Genomic DNA, 25,967 nt, shown 5'->3' with positions numbered 1-25,967 from the left:
TTATGCAACAATTGACCAGGAAATGTCGCTGATTTTGCACTAGAAGTGTTTTTGCAGGGAATTTGTGTTGCAGAGGTCGCTATTTTCTTCGCGCCATCCGTACATTTTTCCGACTGCAATTGCAATTGCACAGTCAACAAGCGATCATGCAGTCTATTTATTGATTGATCGACTTGCGCCAGCGCAAGTCACTAAGGCGAGATTCATGACATGGCAGACATCACAGCCGCAATCCTTACGTTCCTAAAAGCAATTGGAAAATACCGCTGGCATGCGGTCGTCATTACCTGGCTCGTTGCCCTCGTCGGCTGGGCCGTGGTACTGAAACTACCCAACCAGTACGAGGCCTCGGCCCGCGTTTACGTCGACACCCAGAGCATCCTCAAACCGCTGCTGTCGGGCATGACCACGCTCCCGAACGTCGAGCAGCAGGTGATGTTCATGCGCGGCACCCTGATCAGCCGCCCGAACGTCGAGCGCGTCATGCGCATGGTCGACCTCGATGTCAAGGCGACCACCGTCAAGGACCAGGAGAAAATGGTCAACGAAATGATGTCGAACATCAAGCTCAGCGGCACCGAGCGCGACGACATCTACACCATCAGCTATACCGCCCCGGATGCCAAGCTGGGCAAGGACGTGGTGCAGGCCTTCCTGCAGATCTTCGTCGAAGGCAGCTTCGGCGGCAAGAAGCAGGATTCGGACAAGGCCGTCCAGTTCATCGACGAGCAGATCCGCAATTACGAGCAAAAGCTGGCTGCGGCCGAGAATTCTCTCAAGGAATTCAAGATCCGCAACCTCGGCCTGCTGCCCGCGCAAGGCGGCGACTACGGCTCGCGCATGGCCGCCGCCAACGAGGCGTTGAACTCCGCACGCCTGGAGCTGGCCGAAGCGGAGCAGGCGCGCAACGCGCTCCGGCGCAAGATCTCGGGCGAAGCCGCGCCAGGCGACAGTGTGGCGCCGATCGTCAGCAATCCGGAACTCGACGAGCGCATCGCTGCCGTCACCAAGACCCTGGATGGCCTGCGCACCCAGTACACCGAAGCCCATCCGGACATCGTCGCCAACGCCCGCCTGCTCGATCAGCTGATCGCACGCAAGAAGGAAGAAGCCAAGAACCGCAAGCCGAGCGCCGATCCGGGCGCCGGCTACAGCCCGATGTTCCAGCAGCTGAACGTGTCGCTGGCCGATGCCGAAGCGCGCGTGGCCTCGCTGCGGGCCCGTGTATCCGAGTACTCGGCCCGCGTGGCGCAGCTGCGCGCCAGCAGCGCCCAGGCGCCGGAAGTCGAAGCCCAGCTGGCCCAGCTCAATCGCGACTACGAAGTCAACCGCGAAAACTACCAGAAGCTGGTCGAGCGCCGCGAGTCGGCCAAGCTGTCGGGCGACCTGTCCTCGGCGACCGATATGCTGACCTTCCGCGTGATCGACCCGCCGACGGCGCCGGCGATGCCCTCCGGACCCAACCGCCTGCGCCTGTTCTCGCTGGTATTCGCCGCGGCCCTGGGCGCCGGCCTGGGCGCCGCTTTCCTGCTGAGCCAGCTGCGTCCGACCTTCCTGAGCCAGGCCAGGCTGCACGAGGCCACCGGCCTGCCGATCCTCGGTTCGATCAGCATGAACTGGACCGGCGAACAAACCATCCGCCACAAGCGCCGCCTGTACGCGCTGGGCACCGCCGTGCTGCTGCTGCTCGGGCTCTATGGCGCAGGCGTCATGGCCATCCTGGCACGCCCGAACGGCATGTAACGATCACAAGGAGCAGACGTGAGCATTATCGAAAAAGCGGCACGCCGCATCGACCTGGAACGCGGACAGGCCAGCATGCCGGCCAAGTCCGACGCGGGCATCGACGTTCTCGAGCCCGTGGCAGCTGCGCCGTCCTTGCCGCCGCCGGCTGCACCGGCCCTGCCGTTGCCCGAGGCCGCCCAGCCGGCGCCGGCCGACAGCCCGGCCCTGCGCCACAATACGCGCATAGTCGACCTGGACCTGGCCAAGATGCGCGACATGGGGCTGGTGACGGCCGCGGGCGGGCGTACCCGCTTGCTGGAAGACTTCCGCATCATCAAGCGCCCCCTGCTCAAGCGTGCTTTCGCCGAGGGCCAGCCAAAGGACAAGCCGGGCAACCTGATCATGCTGACCAGCTCGCTGCCGGGCGAAGGCAAGACCTATTGCGCCATCAACCTGGCGATGAGCATCGCCATGGAACTCGACCACACCGTGCTGCTGGTGGACGCCGACGTAGCGCGCCCTTCGGTGCTGCGCACGCTCGGCCTGCCGGCCCAGCGCGGCCTGATGGACTTGCTGGTGGACGACAAGCTCGACGTCTCCGACGTCCTGCTGCGCACCAACGTCGACACCCTGGCCATCCTGTCCGCCGGCACCAGCACGCCGCGCGCCACCGAACTGCTCGCCAGCTCGACGATGGCAAACCTGGTGCACGAGATCGCCAACCGCTATCCGGACCGGATCGTCATCTTCGATTCGCCGCCGCTGCTGCTCACCAGCGAGGCGCGCGCGCTGGCCAGCCACATGGGCCAGATCGTGGTCGTGGTCGAAGCCCAGAAGACCACCCAGCATGCGCTCGGCGAAGCATTGCGCCAGCTCGATGGCCACCCCAACGTCAACCTCATCTATAACAAGACCAGGGACATCCCCGGCATCGAAGAGACGTATGACTACCACTATGGTTGAATGCCGGGACGGGCACAGCGCGCGTCGGCCGCGCCTGGCGCCCCTCGCGGCGGCGGTGGCCATGCTGCTGGCATCCGAGGCCCATGCCGAGTGGCGCGTGGTGCCGGCCGTGACCCTGACCGAACGCTACACCGATAATTTTTGGCTTGAAAGCAATGCCCAGAAGCGCTCGAACGTCATCAGCGAACTGACTCCCACGCTCGCGCTGACCGGGACCGGCCCGCGCCTGACCCTCAACGGCACCGCGCAGTGGCGCAACTTCAAATACCGCGACGAACAAGTGCGCAATACGCTCGACCACAGCTTCGAGTACGCGCTGGCGGGGCGCGCCACCCTGGCCGATGAATTCCTGTACGTCGATGCGAGCGCCACCCGGGCCCCGAGCAACATCTCGGCCTTCGGGCCGCGGGTCGAGGACGTGCCTTACCTGGAGGCGAACCGTACCCGGGTCGAGACCTGGCGCATCAGCCCCTACCTGGAACGGCGCTTCGGACCAGATGCATCGTTGACGGTGCGCTACGCGCGCGACCGCGTCTCGGGATCCGAGGTGGCCGGCTATGCCGCCACCAGCGGCGACAGCGTCAGCGCCAACCTGGTCAGCGGCCCCGCATTCGGCAAGCTGGGCTGGAGCCTGGCCCACATGCGCCAGCAACTCGATGATTCGATCAATGGCGAGACCTCGACCCAGACCACGGTCGGCAACCTGCGCTATGCGCTGACTGCGCGCCTGGCCCTGACCGCCAGCGCGGGCTACGACCGCTACGAGTTCGACCGCCTGGGCGGCGACACCGCCGGACGCAACTGGTCGCTCGGCGTCGACTGGGCGCCCTCGCTGCGGACCCGGGTCAACGCGGCGCTCGGCCGCCATTTCTACGGCCAGACCGGCCAGTTCTCGCTGATGCACCGTAGCCGGCGCACCGTGTGGAACCTCGGCTACGACGATATCGTGACCACCTCGCGCGAGCAGTTCCTGCTGCCGGCCGCGATCGATACCAGCGCCATGCTGGACCGGCTGTTTTCGACGACGATCATCGATCCGGCCGCGCGCCAGCAGGCAGTGGCGGCCTATATCCGCGCCAACGGCCTGCCTCTCAGCCTGGCGGACAGTATTAATTTCCTGAGCAACCGCTACTTCCGCCAGAAGGGTTTCCAAGGATCGATGGCGTTCAGGCTGCCGCGCACCAGCGGCCTACTGGCGCTGTACGACAACGAGCGCATCGCCCTGTCGAACCAGCAAAGCGACAGCGCCCTGCTCGGCAGCCAGCAGCGTGGGCTGAACGACAACGTCCGGCAGCGCGGCGCAAACGCCAGCGTCAACTACCGGCTCAACACGCGCACCAGCGCGGTGGCCTCGGCCAGCTGGTCGCGCAGCCGTTCGGTCACGACCGACTTCGACGACCTGCGGCGCGATTTCCGGATCGGACTGAGCCGCGAGCTGAGCCGCCATGCGCGTGCGACGCTCGACCTGCGCCGCAGCGCCGGCACCCGCGGCGTCTTCGGCCCGGCCGCTTCGCCGTACCAGGAGCATTCCATTTCCGCCAGCCTGTCCGCCGAGCTTTAAGGAGCCAGCAAGCGATGTACGAAACCTACTACGGACTGTCCGCCAAACCCTTCCAGCTGCGGCCCGATCCCCACTTCTTCTTCGGCAGCAAGGGCCACAAGCGCGCCATGGCCTACCTCGAGTACGGCCTGTCGCAGGGCGAAGGCTTCATCGTCATCACGGGCGAAGTCGGCGCCGGCAAGACCACGCTGGTGCGCAACCTGCTCAACAAGATCCCGCTCGACCAGATTGTCGCCGCGCACATCGTCAACACCAGCCTCGATCCGGAAGACACACTGCGCATGGTGGTCTCGGCCTTTGGCCTGCCCTTCGAAGGCGCCAGCAAGGCCGAGCTGCTGAATCGCCTGGAGCAGTTCCTGCGCGGGGTCGATCGCCAGGGCAAGCGCGCCCTGCTGGTGATCGACGAAGCCCAGAACCTGAACGCGCGCACGGTCGAGGAATTGCGCATGCTGTCGAACTTCCAGACCGACGACCGCTCGCTGCTGCAGACCTTCCTGCTCGGCCAGCCGGAATTCCGCGCCACCCTGCACAGCCCCGGCATGCAGCAGCTGCGCCAGCGCGTGATCGCCAGCTACCACCTGGGCCCGATGGACGCGCAGGAAACCCGCGCCTACGTCGAGCACCGCCTGGCCACGGTCGGCTGGAAGGGCGACCCCGCGTTCGACGACGGCGCCCACGGCGCGATCTACGCCTACAGCGGCGGCATCCCGCGCAAGACCAACACGCTGATGGACCGGGTGCTCCTGATGGGCTACCTGGAAGAGATGCACGCCTTCACCGAGGCCGACATCAACGCAGTGGTGCGCGACATTTCCGAGGAATACGAGCTGCCCGACGGCATGGGCACGCCCGATCCCGCTGCCGGCGCGGCGGCCGGCCTGCACGGGGGCGAACTGCGCGCTGCCGATACCCGCGCGGAAGAACGCCGCGGCGCCAACCTGGAAGTGCTCGACGAACGCATGATGCGCCTCGAGAAATCGATCGTCTCGGTACTGTCGATCCTGAAGAAGATCGTCGCCACGCCGCAGGGCGCGGCGGCCCAGCACATGGACAACCAGGAATGAAACTCTACGCGCCTGCTCCGCGTCCCCTGCCGGCTCCGGGAGAACGCATCAAGAACGCCATGACCTGCGACGTCGAGGACTACTTCCAGGTATCTGCCTTCGCGCCCTACATCGACCGCGACAGCTGGCCGAGCCGCGAGTGCCGGGTGGAAGCCAACATGGAACGCATCCTGGCCATCTACGAACGGCACGGCGTGAAGGCCACCTTCTTCACCCTCGGCTGGATCGCCGAACGCTACCCAGCCATGGTGCGCAGCATCGTCGCCGCCGGCCACGAACTGGCCAGCCACGGCTACGGCCACCTGCGCGCCTCGGACCAGACCCGCGCCCAGTTCGACAACGACATCAGATCAAGCAAGGCACTGCTGGAAGACATCGGCGGCCAGGCAGTGCTGGGCTACCGCGCGCCGAGCTTCTCGATCGGCCACGCCAACCTGTGGGCGCTGGAGGCGCTGCAGGAAGCCGGCTACCGCTACAGCTCGAGCATCTACCCGATCGCGCACGACCACTACGGCATGCCGGACGCGCCGCGCTTTGCCTTCTACCCACACGGCCCGGACGGACTGCTGGAAGTGCCGGTCACCACGGTCAACATGCTGGGCCGGAACCTGCCAGCCGGCGGCGGCGGCTATTTCCGCCTGCTGCCCTACGCGCTGTCGCGCTGGATGATGCAGAAGGTGAACCGCGAAGACCGCCAGCCGGCCCTGTTCTACTTCCACCCCTGGGAACTCGACCCCGGCCAGCCGCGCCCGCAAGGGCTGGACGCCAAGTCGCGCTTCCGCCACTACGTCAACATCGACCGCATGGAAGGTCGCCTCGAGCAACTGGCGCGCGACTTCGCGTGGGATCGCATGGACCGCATCTTCCTGGGCCGTCCATAAACCAAGCAGCAGAGCAGCACAACGACAAGGCATAGCACGGCATGAACTCGATCATTGAAGCGGCACAGGCCAAACGCGCCGCCCCGGTGCTCGCCACCGGACCGCAAACGCTCCACCTCCTGCAGCCGCACGAACGCGCCCGCTGGGATGCTTTCGTGCGCGCCTGCCCGGACGCCACCTTCTTCCACCTGTCGGGCTGGCAGAAAGTCATCGAAGAATCGTTCGGCATCAAGACCTGGTTCTATTATGTCCAGCAGGAGGGCCAGATCCAGGGCATTCTCCCGCTGGCGGAGATCAAGAGCCGCCTGTTCGGCCATTCGCTCGGCGCCATGCCCTTCTGCGTGTACGGCGGCGTGGCCGCCATCGACGACGGCGCGCGCGTGCTGCTCGACGAGGCAGCCGACAAGCTGGCGCGCGAACTGGGCGTCGGCCACCTGGAATACCGCGGCATGCAGCGCGCCCACCCGGACGATCCCGATTGGCACACCAAGGAGCTGTACGTCACCTTCCGCAAGGAGATCAGCCTTGATGACGAAGCCAACCTGAACGCCATCCCGCGCAAGCAGCGCGCCATGGTGCGCAAGGGTATCAAGCTGGGCCTGAAAGGCGTGGTCGAGGACAACGTCGACCGCATGTTCGAGGCCTATGCCAACAGCGTGCTGCGCCTGGGCACCCCGGTGTTCCCGAAAAAATACTTCGCCCTGCTGCAGCAGGTCTTCGGCGACGAGTGCGAGGTGCGCAGCATCTACACCGAAGACGACCGCCTGGTGGCCTCGGTGCTGTCCTTCTACTGGCGCGACGAGGTCGTGCCCTACTACGGAGGCGGAATGGACCTGGCGCGCGAAGTGGCGGGCAACGACTTCATGTACTGGAACCTGATGCAGGCCGCAGCCGCGCGCGGTTGCCGCATCTTCGACTACGGCCGCAGCAAGCTGGGCACCGGCGCCTACGACTTCAAGAAGAACTGGGGCTTCACCGCCACCCCGCTGCCGTATGAATACAAGCTGTATGCATCGGACAAGCTGCCGGACAACAATCCGCTGAACCCGAAGTACCAGCTGTTCATCAAGATGTGGAAGAAGCTGCCGCTGCCGGTGGCAAACTTCCTCGGCCCCTACATCGTGCGCAACCTGGGATAAGACGTGGAAGACCTGCTGCTGCTGATCCACCGGATCCCCTACCCGCCCAACAAGGGCGACAAGATCCGCTCCTACCACCTGCTCAAGCACCTGGCGCGCGAGTACCGGGTGCACCTGGCCACCTTCGTGGACGATCCCGACGACTGGCAGCACGTGCCGACCGTCGAGAAGATGTGCGCGAGCAGCCACTTCGCCAGCCTCAATCCCCTGCTGTCGCGCGTGCGCAGCCTGGGCGCGCTGGTGAAGAACCGTTCGCTCTCGCTCGACTACTACCGCGACGCCGACTTGCAGCGCTGGGTCGACCAGACCGTCGCCGCGCACAAGATCGAACGCGTGCTGGTGTTCTCGTCGGCGATGGCGCAGTACGCCGACAAATACCCGAACGCGCGCCGCGTGGTCGACTTCTGCGACGTCGACTCGGATAAATGGCGCCAGTACGCCGACAAGAAATCCTGGCCGATGAGCTGGCTGTACCGCCACGAGGCGCGCCAGCTGCTGTCCTACGAGCGCCAGGTGGCGCGCGAGTACGATGCCTCGCTGTTCGTGTCCGGCCCCGAAGCCGACCTGTTCCGCCAGCTGGCGCCGGAAAGCAACGCCAAGATCGGCTACTTCAGCAACGGCGTCGATACCGACTACTTCTCGCCCGAGGCCGTGCAGTGCAGCCCTTACGCCGACGGCGAGCGCGCCATCGTGTTCACCGGCGCCATGGACTACTGGCCGAACGTCGACGCGGTGCAGTGGTTCGCCGCCGACGTGATGCCGCTGCTGCGCGCGCGCTTCCCCGACCTGCGCTTCTACATCGTCGGTGCGCGCCCCGCCCCGGCGGTGCTGGAGCTGGCCAAGCAGCCGAACATCGTCGTTACCGGCACCGTACCCGACGTGCGCCCGTACATCGCGCATGCGCGCGCCGCGGTGGCCCCGCTGCGCATCGCGCGCGGCATCCAGAACAAGGTGCTCGAGGCGATGGCGATGGCCACCCCGGTGGTGGTGTCGCCGCAGGCCCTCGAGGGCATCGACGCCGAGCCTGGGCGCGAGCTGGTGCTGGCGCAGGACGCCGCCGCCTTCGCCGACGCGGTCGGCGCGCTGCTGGACCGCAGCGACAACGAGATGGGCCTGGCGGCACGCGCCAGGGTCGAACGCAAGTACAGCTGGCCGAGCAACCTGGCCTGCATCGGGGAGCGACTCGAATGCATCTGACACCTCCACCCGGCGTGCTGCAGACCAGCGTCGAGGTTCCGGCGCCGGCGCGTCCCAGCCTGGTGCCGCTGGCGCTGGCGCTGCTGGCGCCCTTCCTGCTGTACCTCGCCACCGTCCGCTCGATGGTGGACACCTGGAACAGCTCCGAGACCTTCGCCCACGGCTACGTGATCCTGCCGATCAGCCTGGCGCTGATCTGGCGCGAGCGCGCCTGGTTCGCACGCCTGCCGGCGCGGCCCTGGTGGCCCGGGCTGGTGCTGATGGCCGGCGCCGGGGCGGCCTGGCTGGCCGGACGCATGGGCGACGTGCAGGTGGTGATGCAATACGCCTTCGTGGCCATGCTGCCGCTGGCTGCGCTCACCCTGCTCGGCCCGCGCCTGGCCTCGAAATTCACCTTCCCGCTGCTGTTCCTGCTGTTTGCGGTGCCGTTCGGCGAAGTCTTCGTCGGTCCCCTGATCAACTACACCGCCGACTTCACGGTGTGGGCGGTGCAGGCCACCGGCATTCCGGTGCTGCGCAACGGCACCCGCTTCGAACTGCCCACCGGCAGCTGGTCGGTGGTCGAGGCCTGCAGCGGCATCCGCTACCTGATTTCCTCGATCACCCTGGGCTGCCTGTACGCCTACCTGACCTACCGCTCCAACCTGCGGCGCGCGGTCTTCATCGGCCTGTCGATCGTGGTGCCGATCGTCGCCAACTGGCTGCGTGCCTACGGCATCGTCATGATTGGCCACTCCAGCGGCATGGAGCTGGCCACCGGCGTCGACCACCTGGTCTACGGCTGGCTGTTCTTCGGCGTCGTCATGTTCATCATGTTCTGGATCGGCAGCTACTGGCGCGAGGACGACCAGCCCGCCGCCGGCGCCGCACCGGACACTGCGGACGACACCGCATCCGCCGCCCGGGGTCCTGTCAAATCGCTGGTGCCGATGGCGCTTGCCGTGTTCGCGATGGCCGCCGTGTGGCCGGCCTTCGCCTCCTACAACGACCGCGCCAACCACAACCCGCAACAAGTGGTACTGGCCGCGCCCGACCTGGCATGGCCGGCGGCTTCCGGCTTCCCGGACTGGCAGCTCGACTACATGGAACCGGACGCGCGCCTGGCACGCACCTATGCCGCTCCGGACGGGCGCCCGGTGCGGCTGGACATCCTGTACTACCGCAACCAGACCAAGCAGAAAGGCCTGATCAGCTCCGTCAACCGCATCGCCAAGGTCAAGGACGCCTTCCACGAGACCGCCTCCGCGGGCCGTAGCGAAAGCGTGGCCGGCCGCAGCCTGCCGCTGCGCGAAGCCGTGCTGTCCGGCCCCGGCGGACCGCTGCTGGTGTGGCAGGTCATGTGGGTGGACGGCGGCTACACGGCAAGCAACGTGGCCGGCAAGCTGCGCCAGGCCCAGGGCAAGCTGCTGTTCCGCGGCGACGACGCCGCGCTGGTGACGATCGCCGCTCCGGCAGGCGACGACCAGGCAGCGGCGCGCGCAACGCTACGCGCTTTCCTGGTTCAGAACTTTGTCGCGGTCGACGCCGCGCTGGTGCACACACGACAACAATAAGAAAAGCAGGCCATGAACATTGTCATCTTCACCGCTCATCTCGATTTCAACGTGCGCTGGAACATCGTGTCGCTGGCCGACCAGTTCCCCGACTGCGAGTTTTCCGTGCTGGTTCACGCACCGCGCAAGCGTGTGGGCACACTGATGCGCAACCAGTGGAAAAACCTGCGTCGCCACGGCTGGCGCTGGGTTCCCTATCAGGGCGCCGAAATCATGCAACTGGCGGCTTCCCGTCTTGTCTCGCGTCCGCAACCGAGTGTGGACCGGCCGGGACAAGCATTCTCCACCGAGGCGCTGCAGCAGCATCCGCGTATTACGATCAAGCATGTCACCGCCATCAACGGTCCCGATGCCTGCGCCTGGCTTGCTGCGCGCGCATCCGACCTGGGCATCGCGCTGGGCGCCCCGATCCTCAAGCCGGCGCTGTTCACGCTGCCGCGGTTGGGCACGATCAACCTGCACAAGGGTCGCCTGCCGCACTACCGCGGCATGCCTCCTGGTTTTTGGGAGCTGCACAACGGCGAAACCAGCGTCGGCGTCACGGTCCACCGCGTCGATGCCGGCCTCGACACCGGCGACATCCTGCTGGAGGCCAGCGTTCCTGTAGACCGCTACTCGACGCTTCGCGGCCTGAAAACCAAACTCGACCGCGTCGGCGTAGAACTCGTGTGCGAGGCGGTCGGCCGCCTGCGCGACGGAACCGCCAGCTTCCGTCCGCAGCCGCAGGGCGGCAGCACCAATACCCGTCCGCCGCTGGCGCTGGAAGCACGCCTTGCACGCAAGCTAGCGGCACGCGATCCCTCTCGGGGCAGCGCACTAAAAATTGCCGCCAAACAGTTAATGTTCATGGCATACGCGCATTGCTGGATGCCCATGCTGAACTGGCTGCATGGCCGCACCGGCAACCAACGCATCATCATCCTGTTGTACCACCGCGTGAGCGACCAGTTCCGCGACCACGTCACGATCGGCATCGAGCGCTTCGACGAACACATGGCCTACGTGGCCAAGCATTTCGTGACCGTGTCGCTGAAGGAGATCGTCGAGGGCAAGATCCCGCGCAACACGAACAAACCCGTGATCGCCGTGTCCTTCGACGATGGCTATCTGGACAACTACGAAAATGCCGCGCCGATCCTGCTCAAGCACCAGGTGCCGTGCACTTTCTTCGTCAGCACCGAGAAGATCCGCGACAACAAGCCCTTCGACCACGACATGCGCGCCCTCGGCTTCGGTCTCGACAACATGAGCTGGGAGCAGATCCGCCGCATGCGCGACTGGGGGCTGCATTTCGGCAGCCACACGCGCAACCACGTCAACCTGGCCGAAATCGGCGACGACCTCGCACTCGAAGAGCTGCAGGGATCGCTCAACGACATTCGCCGCGAACTGGGCCAGGAGCAAGTCTTCATCGCCTACCCGTACGGCCGCAAGCACCACGTCACGGCGTCCCGCATCGACATGATGAAAAAGCTCGGCTATGCGGCCTGCTTCTCGGCCTACGGCGGCCTGAACGGCACGGACCTGGACCTGTTCAACATCAAGCGCATCGGCGTGAACTGGGCCTTCGACCTGACCACGCTGCAGGCGCGCCTGCGCGGCTGGGACAAGACGCAATGAAGCAGCCGCCACTCATCGTCCACCTGACCTATGTGCTCGACTTCGGCGGGCTGGAGACGCTGCTGGTCGAACAGATCAACCGCATGCCTGTCGGCCGCTACCGCCACGCGATCGTATGCCTGACCCGCTATTCGGACTTTGCACAGCGGATCACGCGTCCGGACGTCGACATCATCGCCCTGAACAAGGCGCCTGGCCTGGCGCCGGAAATCCATCTCCAGCTGTTCCGCCTGCTGCGCCGCTTGCGCCCGGCGATTCTGCACACCTACAACCTGGCCGCAATGGAATACCAGCTCACCGCGCTGCTTGCCGGTGTGCCAGTGCGGGTGCACGCCGAACACGGGCGCGACGCGCGCGATCCGGACGGCAGCAATCGCAAGCACAACCTGCTGCGTCGCCTGCTGGTGCCGGTAATCGACTGCCTCATCCCCGTTTCAGCCGACCTGCGCAACTGGCTGGCCCGCACGGTCGGGGTACCCGACGCCAAGAACCAGCTGATCGAGAACGGTGTCGACACCGTCACCTTCCGACCCGATCGAGCGGCGCCAGTACCGGTAGACTGGCCGGAATGGCACGACTGCTTTGTAATCGGCACTGTCGGGCGGGTACAGGATGTCAAGGACCATGCGACGCTGATCGACGCCTTCGCGCTGCTGCGCGAACAGCTGCCCGAAGCCGCGTCTTGCATGCGCCTGGCAATCGTCGGCGAAGGCCCGCTGCGCGCGGCGCTACAGCGCAAGGTCACTGACGCCGGACTCGACGAGTTCGTGCTGCTTCCCGGTGCGCGCCACGACATCGCCGCCATCATGCGCCGTTTCGACGTGTTCGCCCTCAGCTCCATCGCCGAGGGCACCCCGGTTACCATGCTCGAGGCCATGGCAAGTGGCCTGCCGGTGGTATCGACCGCCGTCGGCGGCATCCCTGATCTGGTGCAGGAAGGCGAGACCGGTTTCCTGGTGCCGACAAGAAACCCGAAGGCGCTGGCTGCGGCGCTCGGACGCTATGCGGCGCAGCCGCAACTGGCGCGCCAGCATGGCGCGCGCGCGCGCGTACGCGTCGAGCAGCATTACAGCATGACCGCGATGCTCTCTCATTACCTGGCGCTCTACGACCGCCTGGTGCTTACCAAAACAACACCTGATAAAGCAAGTGAACCATGTGCGGAATAGTTGGAATTTTTGATACGAAGGGCAGTCGTTCCATCGATCGCGGCCTGCTGCACCGAATGAACGAGAGCCAATTTCACCGCGGGCCCGTGGAAGGTGACCTGCATGTGGAACCAGGCCTGGGCTTCGGCCACCGCCGGCTCTCGATCATTGCGCTCGAAGCAGGACTGCAGCCATTGTTCAACGAAGACGAAACCATCGCCCTCGTGTTCAATGGCGAGATCTATAATTTCCGCGAACTGCGCGCCGAACTGCAAGTTCTTGGCCATGTGTTCCGCACGCCTTCTGATAGCGAAACCATCGTCCACGCGTACGAACAGTGGGGTGAAGCCTGCGTCAACCACCTGCGCGGCATGTTTGCCTTCGCAATCTGGGACCGTCCGAAGCAGACCTTGTTCCTGGCGCGTGATCGCCTCGGCATCAAGCCGATGCACTATGCGCTGCTAGGTGACGGGATGTTGGCCTTCGGTTCCGAGCTGAAGTCGCTACTGACCCTGCCTATGCTCAAGCGCGAGATCGACCCGCTGGCGGTAGAGGAATATTTTGCATACGGCTACGTACCGGAACCACGCACCATTTTTACAGGTGCAAAAAAGCTGCTGCCGGGCCACACCCTGACCATCCGCGTGGGCCATCCGGTGCCGGCGTCGAAACAGTACTGGGACGTGCCCTTCACCCCCCACGCCGCCATGAGCGAGCGCGACATCGAAGCCGAGTTGGTGGTGCGCCTGCGCGAAGCGGTCCAGAGCCACCTGATCTCGGACGTGCCGCTGGGCGCCTTCCTGTCGGGGGGCGTCGATTCGAGCGCGGTGGTGGCAATGATGGCCGGCGTCACCGAGGGACCCGTCAACACCTGCTCGATCGCTTTCAACGATCCGGCTTTCGACGAATCCGAATACGCGCGCCAGGTCGCCGAGCGCTACAAGACAAACCACCAGTGCGAAACCGTGGACAAGGACGACTACGGATTGGTCGATACACTGGCCGCGCTGTACGACGAGCCGTATGCCGACAGCTCGGCGATCCCGACCTACCGCGTCTGCCAGCTGGCCAGGAAGCGTGTCACCGTAGCCCTGTCAGGCGACGGCGGCGACGAGAATTTCGCCGGTTACCGCCGCCACCGGATGGCGATGGGAGAAGAGCGCGTGCGTTCGATGCTGCCGCTGGCGCTACGCAAGCCGGTATTCGGCCTGCTCGGCGCAGCCTATCCTAAAGCCGACTGGGCGCCGCGCATGTTCCGTGCGAAGACCACTTTGGAAGCGCTGGCGCGCGACCTGACCGAAGGCTACTTCCATGGCGTGTCGAATACCAATGACCGTTTGCGCAACCAGCTGTTCTCGGCCTCGTTCAAGACGCGCCTGCAGGGCTACCGCGCGGTCGAGGTAATGCGCGGCTATGCGGCCAAGGCCCCGACCGACGATCCGCTGTCGCTGATCCAGTACCTCGACATGAAGACCTACCTGCCGGGCGACATCCTCACCAAGGTCGACCGCGCCAGCATGGCCCACGCCCTGGAAGTACGCGTGCCCCTGCTCGACCACCAGTTCGTGGAATGGGTATCAGGTCTACCGTCCGACTCGAAGCTGCGCAATGGCGAAGGCAAGCATATCTTCAAGAAGGCGCTGCAGCCCTTCCTCTCCGAGGATATCCTTTACCGCAAGAAGCAGGGCTTCTCGATACCACTGGCGGCCTGGTTGCGCGGACCGCTTGCGGACGCCATGCGGTCCGCGGTGCTCAACCCTGCCCTGCTCGACACCGGCATTTTCAATCCGGCCTTCCTGAAACAGATGGTGGACGAGCACCAGTCCAGCGCAAAGGACCACAGCATGACTCTGTGGTCGGTGCTGATGTTCGACGCGTTCCTGCGCACAAACGGCGCCACCGGTGCGGCAGCCACGGCGGGCAAGGCGCCTGTCCTGGCAAGCGCCTGAACGCCGCGAAACCAGACCGGCAGAACCAGCAAACGCAACAGCAAACACAGCGCAACCGGAACCACAAGACCATGCGAGTCCTCCACGTCCTCGACCACTCGATCCCGCTGCACAGCGGGTACACCTTCCGCACCCGCTCGATCCTGCGCGAACAGCGCGCGCTCGGCTGGGAAACCTTCCACGTCACCGGCTCCAAGCAGAACTCGGGCGAAGAGCTCGAGGAAACGGTGGACGGCCTGCATTTCTACCGCACCCCGGCCTCGAAGAGCGCGCTGGCCAGGCTGCCTGTGCTGAACCAGAAGGAGGTCATCGACGGCCTGGCAAAGCGCCTGGCCGACATCATCCCGCTGGTGAAACCCGACGTGCTGCACGCTCATTCGCCAAGCCTGAACGCAGTTGCCGCCCTGCGGGCCGGCAAAAAGTTCGGCATCCCGGTGGTGTACGAGGTGCGCGCCTTCTGGGAAGACGCCGCGGTCGACCATGGCACCAGCAGCGAGAACGGCCTGCGCTACCGAGCGACCCGCGCGCTGGAAACCTGGGCGCTCGAGCGCGCCGACGCCGTCACCACGATTTGCGAAGGCCTGCGCAAGGATATCGTCGCGCGCGGCATCCCGGCCGACAAGGTCACGGTGATCCCGAACGCCGTGGACATCGACAAGTTCTCGGTGGGTGGCAGCGCCGACCAGGAACTCAAGAGCAAGCTCGGCCTGCAGGGCGCACGCCTGATCGGCTTCATCGGTTCGTTCTACGCCTACGAAGGCCTGGACATCCTGCTGCGCGCGGTGCCCCAGCTGACCACTGAACTGCCCGACCTGCGCGTGCTGCTGGTCGGCGGCGGCCCCCAGGACGCCCAGCTGCGCCAGCTGGCCAGGGACCTGGGTATCAGCGACAAGGTGGTGTTCACCGGACGCGTGCCGCACGACCAGGTGCAGAAGTACTACGACCTGCTCGACGTGCTGGTCTACCCGCGCCTGTCGATGCGCCTGACCGACCTGGTCACCCCGCTCAAGCCGCTCGAAGCCATGGCCCAGGGCCGCATCCTGGCGGCCTCGGACGTCGGCGGCCACCTCGAGCTGATCGAAGACGGCAAGACGGGCGTGCTGTTCAAGGCCGACGACCCGGCTTCGCTGGCCGACAAGGTCGGCGCCCTGCTGCGCGCCCAGAACCTGTGGCCGGCGCTGCGCGCGGCCGGTCGCCACTATGTCGAGAGCGAGCGCAACTGGCGGGTCAGTGTGGGACGCTACCCGGCCATCTATGGCCGTCTCACTGGCCGTCCCTCGACCGGTTCCGTGGAATCGCAGGCTGCATGAAGATCCTGACTTTCAGTACGCTGTTCCCCAACACGGAGAAGCCGGGCCACGGCATCTTCGTCGAAACCCGCCTGCGTCACCTGGTGTCGAGCGGCCAGGTACAGGCGCGCGTGGTGGCGCCGGTGGCCTGGTTCCCTTCGACCAATCCCCGCTTCGGCAACTACGCGAAGATGGCGAAAGTGGCACGCGCCGAAGTGCGCCACGGCCTGCAGGTGCAGCATCCACGCTACCCGAGCATTCCAAAGATCGGCATGAACGTCGCGCCCTTCCTGCTGGCTCAGGCAGCCAAGCCGGTGATCGCGCGCATCATCGACGAAGGCTACGACTTCGACCTGATCGACGCCCATTATTTTTACCCGGACGGCGTGGCGGCGGCCATGCTGGCGCGGCATTTCAACAAGCCGCTGGTGATCACCGCGCGCGGTTCCGACATCACGCTGCTGCCGAATTACGCGCTGCCGCGTCGGATGATCAAGTGGGCGGCGCACCGCGCCGATGCCGTGATCACGGTCTGCAATGCCCTGCGCGACGAAGTCGTGGCGCTGGGCGTGCCGGCGGAGCGCGTGACTTCGCTGCGCAACGGGGTCGACCTGCAGCTGTTCCGCCCGACCGAGCGGCAGCCGAATTCGCTGTTCACCCTGCTCACCGTCGGCCACCTGGTGCCGGTCAAGGCCCAGGAGCTGATCGTCGCCGCCCTGCCGCTGCTGCCCGACGTACGCCTGGTCGTGGCCGGCGACGGCCCCAACCGCGGCATGCTGGAAGAACTGGCGCGCAGCCTGAAGGTCGACGGCAGGGTGCAGTTCCTGGGCGCCGTGCCGCAGGCGCAACTGCGCGAACACTATGGCGCCGCCGACGCGCTGGTGCTGGCTTCGTCGCGCGAAGGCTGGGCCAACGTGCTGCTCGAATCGATGGCCTGCGGCACCCCAGTCGTCGCCAGCCGCGTCTACGGCACGCCCGAAGTGGTGGCGGCGCCGGAAGCCGGCCTCCTGATGCGCGAACGCAGTCCGCAAGGCGTGGCCGAGGCCGTCACCGCGCTGCGCGCGAACTACCCGGACCGCGCGGCGACCCGCCGTTACGCGGAAGGCTTCAGTTGGGACGACACGACCACTGGCCAAATCGAGCTGTTTACCGCCATGCTCGACGCACGCGCTGGCGCCATGCGCACGCCCTTGATTAACATGAATTGAGCAAGACTAAAGATGGATTCTCTGCTATGGGCCTGCGACTTGGTCGCTCTTCTGTTTCTGTGCCGCTGGGCGATTGCCACCGATAAGAAAACGTCTCGCACCGAACAAAGGAAAGACTGACCGATGCGCGATGTATTCCTGCTGGCAATCCTGCCCTTTCTGCTGTATGCCATGGCAATGCGCCCTTTCATTGCCCTCGGACTGTGGGTGTGGACTGCGCTGTTCTTCCCGAACGCCTGGGTCTACGGACCTGCCGGCGCTATTCGCTACAACCTGCTAATAGCCGGCTTTACGATTGGCGGCTGGCTTCTTTCAAAGCAAAAGGCCCGTCTGTATCTCACCACCACTGGATGGCTAGTACTCGTTTTTTTTGCCTGGACCACGGTTTCTTCATTTCTGCAGATTGGCGATCCAATTGCAACCTGGGATTACTGGAACAGATTCCTCAAGATCGTCATCCTCTTCGTCTTCGTGCTCCTGATCGTGGAGCGCAAGCTTCACATCGATTTCATGTTGTGGTGCATAGTGTTGTCAATTGGCTTCTATGGGAATCTTGAAGCGCTTAAGTTCGTTGCGAGCGGTGGCGGCCACATGATCGAAGGTCTGCCCGGCCACGTCCTTGGCGACCGCAACGAGCTTGCCGTCGCGTTTGTAATGACGCTGCCGATCTGCTATTACCTGATGACCGAGTATGGCAACAAGTCGCGCATCATCTGGTTCGGACTGGTCTGTACGATGGGATTACTGGTCCTGGGAGTGATAGGCACGCAGTCGCGCGGCGGTTTCATCTCGCTTCTGGTGCTGGGTGCTTATTTCTTCATCAAGAGCGATAGGAAAATCATGCTTTCGCTCGCGATTGTTGTGTTGGTAGTAATTGCCGCCCAGCTGGCCTCGTCGGAATGGCTTTCGCGGATCGACAGCATCGATTCGGCGAACCAGGATGCCTCGTTTATGGGCCGGGTCGTGGCCTGGAAGCTGAGCTTTATTCTGGCATGGGAGCATCCATTGTTTGGCGGCGGCTTCCGCGCGCTGGAATCGTATCCGGTTTGGATAGAATTGTCACAACAGTTCCATAGCTTCCCTTGGTTCTACACCGGTGACGCTGTCCCCGATGTCCGCCGCTCGCATGCCGCACATAGCGCCTACTTTCAGGTAATGGGAGATCACGGATTTGGGGGGCTGATACTTTACATCTCAATTCTGTTGACGAGCTTCTTGCGGAGCCGAAGGATTCACAAAGTCGCTTCGCGCACAGGCATGCCTTCCTGGATAAAAAACTTGAATACGATGCTGCAATTGAGTTTGTTTGCTTTCTGTGTCGGGTCGGCAGCTCTCAGCTTCGCTTATTTTGACCTCAGTTTTGCACTGATCGCGCTACTGATCGTCATTGAAAAACGGATGTTGGGCACTATGACGCCAGAGAAGGAAAAGAGAATGACGACTATTTCTGTAACGCGACAAGAAAGTTAAACTGAGGCATGCCGATGGGCTTTATCGCCATTACCTTTTTCACTGTACGCTCGTATTTTGGGCTCTCCGTGGAAGTAGCATTCACGACTGACCGACGCCCAATTGTAAATTCGAATCCTTACGTTTCGCGTATGATGACAAACCGTAAACCCTTCCCTGGTCTGGTCTTTCCTCCCTCCCATGGACAATTTCGTACAATTTTTTAAAAGAAAATCGGTAGAAAACTGATGGAGCGACTAGTTCAAGGCACCGCAATTCGAAAGTACATGCCGTCGACCAGTGTTGGCGCACGCCTGACCAGGCTTGCCGGCAACCTTCTCGCTGCTCGCCATGCCAGGCAGGGTCGGCTTTGCATCCTGAACTATCACCGCATCCTGCCGGCCGCCGACCCACTGTTGAGCACGGAACCCGATGTGGCCACTTTCCGCTGGCAGATGAAAGCGCTGGCGGACTATTTCAATGTACTGCCATTGAGCGAGGCAATCGAACGCGATCCTTCACGTCCATTGCCGCCGCGCGCGGTATGCATCACCTTCGACGATGGTTACCGTTCGACCCATGACCTGGCGCTGCCGATCCTGCGCGAATTCGGATTTGCGGCGACGGTTTTCGTTACCACCGGATACGTCAACGAAGGCAGTATGTGGAACGACCGAATCCTTACCGCGGTGCGCGAGTTGCGTCAGGATTCGCTTGACCTGGAAAATATTGGGCTCGGCAAAATTGCCGTAGGCACGCTCGACGAGCGCCGGCGCGCCGTGGAAGTCGTTACGGAGACTGCCAAGTATTTACCTCCGGAGCAACGCGAGTCGGTTATCGACCGCCTGGCTGAGATGTCGGGCCAATGCGATCCGGACCAGATGCTGACAGAATCGATGTTGCGCTCGATGGTGGCGCAGGGCATCGAAATCGGCGCCCATACGGTGTCGCACCCGATCCTGACGCGCCTCGCCGACCCCAAGGCCATGTTTGAAATTGCCGAGAGCAAGCGCCAGCTCGAGGCGATCATCGGTGAACCGGTGCGCTACTTCGCCTACCCAAATGGCAAGCGCGGCATCGATTTCAACGAACGTCACATGGCGATGGCGAGGGAAGCGGGATTCAGCGCGGCCTTCACCACGGCGCCAGGCGCGGTCGCCGCAAACCATGACAGATTCGCGCTTCCGCGCGCCCGCCCCTGGGACCGGACGCCAGATCGCTTTGTGCTGCGTCTGTTGCGCTGGCTGGCATGATGGCGCAGTCTGCTCCTGCCGTGGCAACAGTGTCGAGGCGCTCTGTTGGCATCGCCTTCGCGACGCAGTACGTGGAACTGGGGATTCAGTTCGTCTCCGTTCTGCTCCTCGCGCGCCTGCTTAGCCCCGACGAAATCGGCACGTTTTCGATTGCTGCGTTCCTGATGAGCATGCTACATGTGTTCCGCGATTTTGGCGTCGCGCAGTACATCATCTCGGAGCGCGACCTGACCCGCGAAAAGATGCGCGCAGCCGCCGGTGTCTCGATCATCCTGGCTCTAGCGATGGCTGCCGTGCTCTATGTGCTGAGCGGGCCGGTAGCACGGTTCTACGCCAACCCGGCGATCGAAAATGTACTGGTCGTGATGTCGGCAAGTTTCGCCATTTCTTCATTCGGTTCAACGCTACTTGGTGTATTGCGGCGAAATGCCCAGCTCGGCAAGATTTTCTGGATGAAAACCTTCGGCGCGCTATGTCACGTTGCTACAGCCCTCGGCCTGGCATGGCACGGCTTTGGCGCGCTCAGCTTGGCATGGGCAAACTTCGCCGGCATTCTCGCATTCGCAATCGCCGGTGCCGTGGTGCGGCCGGCCGGTATGGCCTGGATCCCCCAGTTCAGCAATATTCGCGCGATCCTGTCTTTCGGTAGCATTTCCAGCGTTGGTAACCTGGCCAACATGGCCGGCACGAGTGCCCCTGACTTAATCATGGGCAAGGTGTTGAACATGGCTGCGGTAGGTTACTTCAGCCGTGCTACTGGTCTAGTGCAATTGTTTACGCGTCTGATCTCAGGCGCGCTGACTCCGCTGGTGTTGCCGTATTTTTCGCAAGAGCAGCGTGAAGGAAAGCCTTTGGTACGGCCCTACTTGTTAGCGGTGGAGTACTTGACTGCACTTGCCTGGCCGTTCTTTGCCGCCTTGATGGTGCTGGCCTACCCGATGGTGCGCGCGCTATATGGTGATAACTGGGATGCCTCGGTGCCGATGGCACGCCTGCTGTGTGTCGCAAGTGCGCTGTCGGTCCTGACCTTGTTCGCGCCCCAGGCAATGATCGCCTGTGGCGGCGTGCGCAGCTCCACTGTCTGTAACCTGATGGTGCAGCCGGTGCGCATCCTTGCAGTCCTTGTCAGTGCAAGTTTCGGGGCGGTGGCGGTCGCTGGGGCAATTGTCGTAGCCGAAGCAATTGCTCTAGTCATGAATTCGGTTTTTCTATATCGCGTAGTCGGGGTACATCCTGGCAAACTTATCCGCGCTTGCATGCGCAGTGCGCTGATCACCGCAGCAAGCTTGATCGGGCCATTGATGGTGCAAGTCACATGGGGCGATGCACCGGCATCGTCCTGGCCACCGCTGCTTGTAGGCATCATCAGCGCAGCGGCCGGCTGGCTTGTTGGGATGTGGCTGAGCCGTCATCCTTTGGGGACGCATGTTTTTCCTTTAATCGGCATCCATATGAGACCTGCACCGTTGCCCTTGACTTCGCCAACGCTCAAGCAGCGTGTTCGCGGGCTTGCTTACCGCTGCGGCCTGCTGAGCATCTGGCACCGCCTGCGCAACCGCGATACCCTGACAGTCGCCATGTTCCATCGGGTGCTCCCGCGTACCGATGCACGCTTCGCGGGCGCCGATCCCGAATGGACAATGACGCCCGAAACATTCGATGATTGCCTGTCATTTTTTGTGCGTCATTACCACGTAGTTACTCCAGAGCAAGTTTTCGCTGCCTTGCGGGGCGATGCCACACTGCCCCCACGCAGCCTGCTTGTCACTTTCGACGACGGCTGGGCCGATACGGCTGAATTCGCGCAGCCCTTGTTGGACCGTCATGGCCTTGCGGGACTCGTGTTCGTTGTCAGTGGTGCCGTCGACAGTACGGCCCCATTCTGGGAGGAACAGGTGTTTGCCTTTCTGGCAACCACGCCGAACGGCAAGGCGCAACTTGATGCGATACTGGCACGCGAGGGTTTGCCGCCACTGGATGGCGTTGGTGCCGGCACGACCGAAGCAGAAATTCGCCACGCAATTCGTCAACTCGGCGCGCTGCCGCGCGAGAAGGTGCTGGCGTTCGTCGCCATGCTGCCGCGCAGCGATGGCGTATCCGCCATGATCAATCGTGCTCAATTGCAGCAACTGGCCGGCAAGCCGCATGCGGTCGGCGGGCACGGCAAGACCCACCAACCCTTGGTGAAAGTAGCCGACCTGGCGGAAGAACTGGGCGGTGCCCAGGCCGACCTGGCAGCAATGCTGGGGGCGCCGGTGGCATCGATGTCCCTACCGCACGGAACTTCATCGCCGACCGTATTGGCGGCTTGCCGCGCCGCAGGCTACCGTTATCTGTTCGGCAGTGCCGCGCACCTGAATCTACTCGTCCCCGGCGCTGCCGGCGATAACAAGCCGATGGAAACGGTAGGCCGCATTCATATTGCCGAACAGGCCATCATCGGGGCCGACGGACGAACCGATCCTGCGCGTCTTGCCGGCGCACTATTCTTGCGAGCGCGCACAGCGATCGCCATTGGAGGACCTGTCAGTGGATAACACTCGCCTGACTTCACGCATCCTTGCGCCGAGCCAGCTCGATGCGCCCACTGTCGCGGCATGGGAACGGCTGCAGGCGGCCACGCCCGAGCTGGCGTCGCCTTTCTTCAGCGTACATTTCGCGCGGGCGGTTGAGAAGACAGGCATGCGAGTTCGCGTCTGCGTACTCATGAGCAATGGCGAGCCCGTCGGCTTCCTTCCCTATCAGCTGCCAGATTTTGCCGCGCGCCTGACAGGCGCCGCGGAACCGGTTGGTGGCGTGATGAGCGACTATGTCGGCCTCATCGCGGCACCCAACCTGCGTATCGCACCGACGCGCTTGATGCAGCTCGCAGGCATTCGAAGCTTCGGTTTTTCGCATCTTGATGAACCCCAGCTAGCGTATGGGCTCGAAGGGAGCGCACCCCGCATCGGACTGCGCTTGCGTCTACAAGGGCCGGACCCGCTCGCAGCCCATCTGCGTGACCAGAACCGATACTTGCGCGATAGCGAACGCCTGGAGCGCCAGCTGATACGCGACGTGGGGCCGCTGGAATACTGTTTCGATGCGCGCGAGGGTCGGACGTCGCTGTTGGACGACCTGATCCGACACAAGCGTGCCCAATACCAGCGTACCGGGGCAGCGGACGCCATGGCGGCGCCATGGACCACGCGCCTGTTGCATTTGTTGGCCGACACTCGTCACCCGAGCTGCAGCGGGCAGCTGTCGACACTTTACGCTGGCGGGACCTGGCTCGCCACCCACTTCGGTCTTACCGGAAATGGCGTCCTTCACCACTGGATGCCGGTGTACAACCCGGACTTTTCACGCTATGCGCCTGGTCGGCTGCTCATGCACCGCATGATCCAGTCCTGTCCGGAAGCCGGATTGGGCATGATCGACCATGGTGAAGGCGACAGCCCCAGCAAACGTCATCTGTCGAACGAGGAACATCAGTATTTCCGGGGGGCGTGGCATACCAGTTTCCCCTTGAACCTCCCGGCGCGAACCTACCATAGTCTGAAATGGCGCCTCAACAACTGAAATTATGGAGCAAGCAAACATGATGACCGATCGTACCGGGCTGAACTGTGATACGGACGCGATCAAGGTCAGCGTTATCATTCCTGCATATAACGCAGCCGCAACCCTGCTGCGGGCCATCGAATCGGTGCGTGCGCAGCAGGGCGTTAACGCCGAGATCATCATCGTGGACGATGGCAGCCGCGATGCTACCGTCGCGACTGCGCGCGCGGCGGTCCGGCCAGGTGAACAGATCAGGGTAATCGAGATGCCGCGCAATAGCGGCGCGTCGGCCGCGCGTAACGCGGGCATCGCGCTGGCGCGCGGGGAATTCCTGGCGTTCCTGGATGCCGACGATATCTGGTTGCCAGAAAAGCTCGCGCGCCAGCTGGCGTTGATCGAAAGCGATCCGGGCATCACCCTGGTCTCTTGCAACAGCGAGATGGTCACCGTAGACGGTATCCCGATCAAGGAAGGTCATCTCAACCGCCCACCCGTCAATGGCGCGGATGCCTGGAAGACCTTGTTGATATATAACTTCGTACCGACGCCGACAGTCATGACCCGGACTGCGCTGGTACGCGAACTGGGCGGCTTCGACGAAAAACTCGTGGTCGGCGAAGACCTCGACCTGTGGATCAAGCTTGGGGTCCGCGGCAAGATCGCGGTCCTGCCTCAAATACTGATCCGCTACTACGATATGAACAACAGCCTGATGAAGCGTCACAGCTGGGAAGCCGCTACCATCGTCGTTCCGATGCTCGAAAGACACATCCTGGAACAGGATGCGCGGCTGAGCGCCCACGAAATCCGTCATATGCGCGGTTCGCGCTCCTTCAAGATCGGCTGCGATATCTTCTTCGCTGGCGGCTACCGCGCCAGCATGCCCCTGTTTGCCTCCGCCGCGCGGCACGGACACCGGCCTTTGAAAAGCCTGTTCTACCTGCCGCGGGCAATCATCATGGAACTGGCGTCGCACACGCGGCGCGTAATACAAGGAACACCGAAATCATGAACAAGCCTTACAACATCGTCATCAGCGGCTGGTACGGCCAGCGCAATGCTGGTGACGATGCGATCCTCGACGTATTCGTACAACAGGCTACGGCGCGCAGCGACTGCACCGTGACCGTTCTGTCAGAGGCGCCCCATAACCTTCCGCCAACCCAGCGCCGGCGTGCGTTGATGCATCCGGTTGCATTCGGCAAGGGCACCCTCGCTGTTCTTTTCAAGGGCGTCATGTGGCGCCACATGAAGGTCATCCGGGATTGCGACCTGTTCGTGCTGGGAGGCGGTGGACTGCTGCGCGATAACACCAACTGGCGCAACCTGGTGCGCCTTCTGGATGAAATATGGATGGCACGCCTGTTTGGCCGCAAGACCATGTTGTACGCGATTGGTGTCGGTCCATTTAAAACCCGTCTCGGCAAATGGCTGATAGGCGCCAGCGTCCGCATGTGCGATCTGGTTACGGTGCGTAGCGAGCGCTGCGCCGCCCTGCTGCGCGAAATTGGCGTACCGGCCGAGCGGATCCATGTCGTCGCCGACCCGGCATTCCTGCTGACGAGCGACGTTCCGCAGGATCCGGTAATACGCGCGCTGTTCAGCCCGGCGAAAAAACGCGTTGGTTTCTATCCGACCTTCGCCCTGTTGATGGACTTCCACGACGAGAACCAGCTCAAGCAGCTGGCGGCCGGCCTGGACGGTCTAGTAGAAAGCCATGGCGTCGAAATCGTCGCCGTACCGATGTCGGTGCTCGGCAACGGCCTGGACGACGTACGCGTAGCGCAGCTGGTCCAGAGTTTCATGCGTCATCCGCAAGCGATGAAGATCTATGAAAGCCAGCTCACGGCCCAGGAACTGAAATGGGTGACGGCACAGGCCCTGATGAACGTCACCGTGCGCCTGCACGCCATGATCTTTTCCCTGGGTGCAAACGTGCCAGTCGTGGCGATCAATTACGAGCCCAAGGTTGCCAACGTCTTTACCGATTTCGGGGCCCCGGAATATCTGGTCGAGATGGACCAGGATCTCGACCGCAACCTGACCGCTGCCGCGCGCCGCTGTATCGACAACCTCGACACCTATACCGAACAGATCCGCGACCGGCGCAACGCTGTTTCAGCGAATTCTGCCAAGACCTTCGAACTGATGCGGGCACTGGACAGCAGCGCGCATGCGCCGGCAGGCGCGCCGAATAGCGACAAAGCCTGAGCGGTGGATCTTCTCAACTATGGGCGGATGGTCGCTGCCCTGAACGTAATGTCCTTCCCTTATTTTAACGGTAACCGGAACGGCAAGATCGAGACGATCAAGGCAGCACCTGAGTTGGCCGCAGTCGCTTCCTACGGCTATCTTGGGGTGGATTTTTCTTCATGATCAGCGGTGTTGCTTTGCGCATGGTGTACCGGGCGAACGCAGTCTTCGC

19 protein-coding genes are annotated in these 25,967 nt (G+C 63.4%); all 19 read left to right on the top strand.

All coding sequences use genetic code 11. The features are described 5' to 3' along the window. The first annotated feature begins 210 nt into the window (after window positions 1–210). The 19 genes from AB3347_RS08595 (at window position 211) to AB3347_RS08505 (ending at window position 25,753) form a co-directional block, all read left to right on the top strand. Window positions 211–1,743 (top strand): XrtA system polysaccharide chain length determinant, encoded by a 1,533-nt coding sequence (locus tag AB3347_RS08595; protein ID WP_369091367.1) that lies wholly within the window; start codon window positions 211–213, stop codon window positions 1,741–1,743. A gap of 18 nt (window positions 1,744–1,761) precedes the next feature. Next, window positions 1,762–2,688, top strand: a complete 927-nt coding sequence (locus tag AB3347_RS08590; protein WP_369091366.1) for an XrtA-associated tyrosine autokinase — start codon at window positions 1,762–1,764, stop codon at window positions 2,686–2,688. Further along, window positions 2,669–4,249, top strand: a complete 1,581-nt coding sequence (locus tag AB3347_RS08585; RefSeq protein WP_369091365.1) for a TIGR03016 family PEP-CTERM system-associated outer membrane protein — start codon at window positions 2,669–2,671, stop codon at window positions 4,247–4,249. The genes AB3347_RS08590 and AB3347_RS08585 overlap by 20 nt, the downstream gene beginning before the upstream one ends. Before the next feature lie 14 nt (window positions 4,250–4,263). Further along, a complete protein-coding gene (locus AB3347_RS08580) occupies window positions 4,264–5,313 on the top strand; it encodes an XrtA/PEP-CTERM system-associated ATPase (RefSeq protein ID WP_369091364.1) in 1,050 nt (349 codons plus the stop codon). After that, window positions 5,310–6,194 (top strand): XrtA system polysaccharide deacetylase, encoded by an 885-nt coding sequence (locus tag AB3347_RS08575; protein WP_369091363.1) that lies wholly within the window; start codon window positions 5,310–5,312, stop codon window positions 6,192–6,194. Before AB3347_RS08580 ends, AB3347_RS08575 begins: the two co-directional genes overlap by 4 nt. Window positions 6,195–6,235: 41 nt before the next feature. Then, a complete protein-coding gene (locus AB3347_RS08570; protein WP_369091362.1) occupies window positions 6,236–7,333 on the top strand; it encodes a FemAB family XrtA/PEP-CTERM system-associated protein in 1,098 nt (365 codons plus the stop codon). A 3-nt stretch (window positions 7,334–7,336) separates the two neighbouring features. Beyond that, window positions 7,337–8,530, top strand: coding sequence for a TIGR03087 family PEP-CTERM/XrtA system glycosyltransferase (locus tag AB3347_RS08565; protein ID WP_369091361.1), 1,194 nt, complete (start codon window positions 7,337–7,339; stop codon window positions 8,528–8,530). Next, complete coding sequence (gene xrtA, locus AB3347_RS08560) at window positions 8,521–10,083, top strand: exosortase A (protein WP_369091360.1); 1,563 nt, start codon at window positions 8,521–8,523, stop codon at window positions 10,081–10,083. Before AB3347_RS08565 ends, xrtA begins: the two co-directional genes overlap by 10 nt. Before the next feature lie 12 nt (window positions 10,084–10,095). Next, window positions 10,096–11,703, top strand: coding sequence for a polysaccharide deacetylase family protein (locus AB3347_RS08555; protein WP_369091359.1), 1,608 nt, complete (start codon window positions 10,096–10,098; stop codon window positions 11,701–11,703). Continuing rightward, complete coding sequence (locus AB3347_RS08550) at window positions 11,700–12,872, top strand: TIGR03088 family PEP-CTERM/XrtA system glycosyltransferase (RefSeq protein WP_369091358.1); 1,173 nt, start codon at window positions 11,700–11,702, stop codon at window positions 12,870–12,872. Before AB3347_RS08555 ends, AB3347_RS08550 begins: the two co-directional genes overlap by 4 nt. Continuing rightward, on the top strand, window positions 12,860–14,800 hold the full coding sequence (locus tag AB3347_RS08545; protein ID WP_369091357.1) for an XrtA/PEP-CTERM system amidotransferase: 1,941 nt from the start codon (window positions 12,860–12,862) through the stop codon (window positions 14,798–14,800). Before AB3347_RS08550 ends, AB3347_RS08545 begins: the two co-directional genes overlap by 13 nt. 71 nt (window positions 14,801–14,871) lie before the next feature. Then, complete coding sequence (locus tag AB3347_RS08540; RefSeq protein ID WP_369091356.1) at window positions 14,872–16,110, top strand: TIGR04063 family PEP-CTERM/XrtA system glycosyltransferase; 1,239 nt, start codon at window positions 14,872–14,874, stop codon at window positions 16,108–16,110. Beyond that, entirely contained in the window at window positions 16,107–17,297 is a 1,191-nt protein-coding gene (locus AB3347_RS08535; protein ID WP_369091355.1) for a glycosyltransferase family 4 protein, read from the top strand. Before AB3347_RS08540 ends, AB3347_RS08535 begins: the two co-directional genes overlap by 4 nt. A gap of 123 nt (window positions 17,298–17,420) precedes the next feature. Further along, window positions 17,421–18,767: a putative O-glycosylation ligase, exosortase A system-associated gene (locus AB3347_RS08530; RefSeq protein ID WP_369091354.1), complete on the top strand. Its 1,347-nt coding sequence runs from the start codon at window positions 17,421–17,423 to the stop codon at window positions 18,765–18,767. 227 nt (window positions 18,768–18,994) lie between these two features. Continuing rightward, window positions 18,995–19,999, top strand: a complete 1,005-nt coding sequence (locus AB3347_RS08525; RefSeq protein WP_369091353.1) for a polysaccharide deacetylase family protein — start codon at window positions 18,995–18,997, stop codon at window positions 19,997–19,999. After that, a complete protein-coding gene (locus tag AB3347_RS08520) occupies window positions 19,996–22,536 on the top strand; it encodes an oligosaccharide flippase family protein (RefSeq protein WP_369091352.1) in 2,541 nt (846 codons plus the stop codon). Before AB3347_RS08525 ends, AB3347_RS08520 begins: the two co-directional genes overlap by 4 nt. Continuing rightward, window positions 22,529–23,560: a GNAT family N-acetyltransferase gene (locus tag AB3347_RS08515; RefSeq protein ID WP_369091351.1), complete on the top strand. Its 1,032-nt coding sequence runs from the start codon at window positions 22,529–22,531 to the stop codon at window positions 23,558–23,560. The genes AB3347_RS08520 and AB3347_RS08515 overlap by 8 nt, the downstream gene beginning before the upstream one ends. 19 nt (window positions 23,561–23,579) lie before the next feature. Continuing rightward, a complete protein-coding gene (locus AB3347_RS08510) occupies window positions 23,580–24,554 on the top strand; it encodes a glycosyltransferase family 2 protein (protein WP_369091350.1) in 975 nt (324 codons plus the stop codon). Beyond that, the gene (locus AB3347_RS08505) at window positions 24,551–25,753 is read left to right on the top strand and encodes a polysaccharide pyruvyl transferase family protein (protein ID WP_369091349.1); all 1,203 of its coding nucleotides are present in this window, start codon (window positions 24,551–24,553) and stop codon (window positions 25,751–25,753) included. Before AB3347_RS08510 ends, AB3347_RS08505 begins: the two co-directional genes overlap by 4 nt. Window positions 25,754–25,967: the final 214 nt, after the last annotated feature.

It is taken from the genome of Massilia sp. X63 (genome assembly GCF_041023745.1).
Classification (GTDB): Bacteria; Pseudomonadota; Gammaproteobacteria; order Burkholderiales; family Burkholderiaceae_D; genus Telluria.
Note: the sequence above shows the minus strand (reverse complement) of the source record. Positions and strands in the feature narration are given on the sequence as shown.

What these genes read in the sequence shown, in the direction of transcription:
- AB3347_RS08595 (WP_369091367.1), top strand. Translation starts at nt 211, where the DNA reads ATGGCAGACATCACAGCCGCAATCCTTACGTTCCTAAAAGCAATTGGA.
- AB3347_RS08585 (WP_369091365.1), top strand. Translation starts at nt 2,669, where the DNA reads ATGACTACCACTATGGTTGAATGCCGGGACGGGCACAGCGCGCGTCGG.
- AB3347_RS08580 (WP_369091364.1), top strand. Translation starts at nt 4,264, where the DNA reads ATGTACGAAACCTACTACGGACTGTCCGCCAAACCCTTCCAGCTGCGG.
- AB3347_RS08575 (WP_369091363.1), top strand. Translation starts at nt 5,310, where the DNA reads ATGAAACTCTACGCGCCTGCTCCGCGTCCCCTGCCGGCTCCGGGAGAA.
- AB3347_RS08570 (WP_369091362.1), top strand. Translation starts at nt 6,236, where the DNA reads ATGAACTCGATCATTGAAGCGGCACAGGCCAAACGCGCCGCCCCGGTG.
- xrtA (WP_369091360.1), top strand. Translation starts at nt 8,521, where the DNA reads ATGCATCTGACACCTCCACCCGGCGTGCTGCAGACCAGCGTCGAGGTT.
- AB3347_RS08555 (WP_369091359.1), top strand. Translation starts at nt 10,096, where the DNA reads ATGAACATTGTCATCTTCACCGCTCATCTCGATTTCAACGTGCGCTGG.
- AB3347_RS08550 (WP_369091358.1), top strand. Translation starts at nt 11,700, where the DNA reads ATGAAGCAGCCGCCACTCATCGTCCACCTGACCTATGTGCTCGACTTC.
- AB3347_RS08545 (WP_369091357.1), top strand. Translation starts at nt 12,860, where the DNA reads ATGTGCGGAATAGTTGGAATTTTTGATACGAAGGGCAGTCGTTCCATC.
- AB3347_RS08540 (WP_369091356.1), top strand. Translation starts at nt 14,872, where the DNA reads ATGCGAGTCCTCCACGTCCTCGACCACTCGATCCCGCTGCACAGCGGG.
- AB3347_RS08535 (WP_369091355.1), top strand. Translation starts at nt 16,107, where the DNA reads ATGAAGATCCTGACTTTCAGTACGCTGTTCCCCAACACGGAGAAGCCG.
- AB3347_RS08530 (WP_369091354.1), top strand. Translation starts at nt 17,421, where the DNA reads ATGCGCGATGTATTCCTGCTGGCAATCCTGCCCTTTCTGCTGTATGCC.
- AB3347_RS08525 (WP_369091353.1), top strand. Translation starts at nt 18,995, where the DNA reads ATGGAGCGACTAGTTCAAGGCACCGCAATTCGAAAGTACATGCCGTCG.
- AB3347_RS08520 (WP_369091352.1), top strand. Translation starts at nt 19,996, where the DNA reads ATGATGGCGCAGTCTGCTCCTGCCGTGGCAACAGTGTCGAGGCGCTCT.
- AB3347_RS08510 (WP_369091350.1), top strand. Translation starts at nt 23,580, where the DNA reads ATGATGACCGATCGTACCGGGCTGAACTGTGATACGGACGCGATCAAG.
- AB3347_RS08505 (WP_369091349.1), top strand. Translation starts at nt 24,551, where the DNA reads ATGAACAAGCCTTACAACATCGTCATCAGCGGCTGGTACGGCCAGCGC.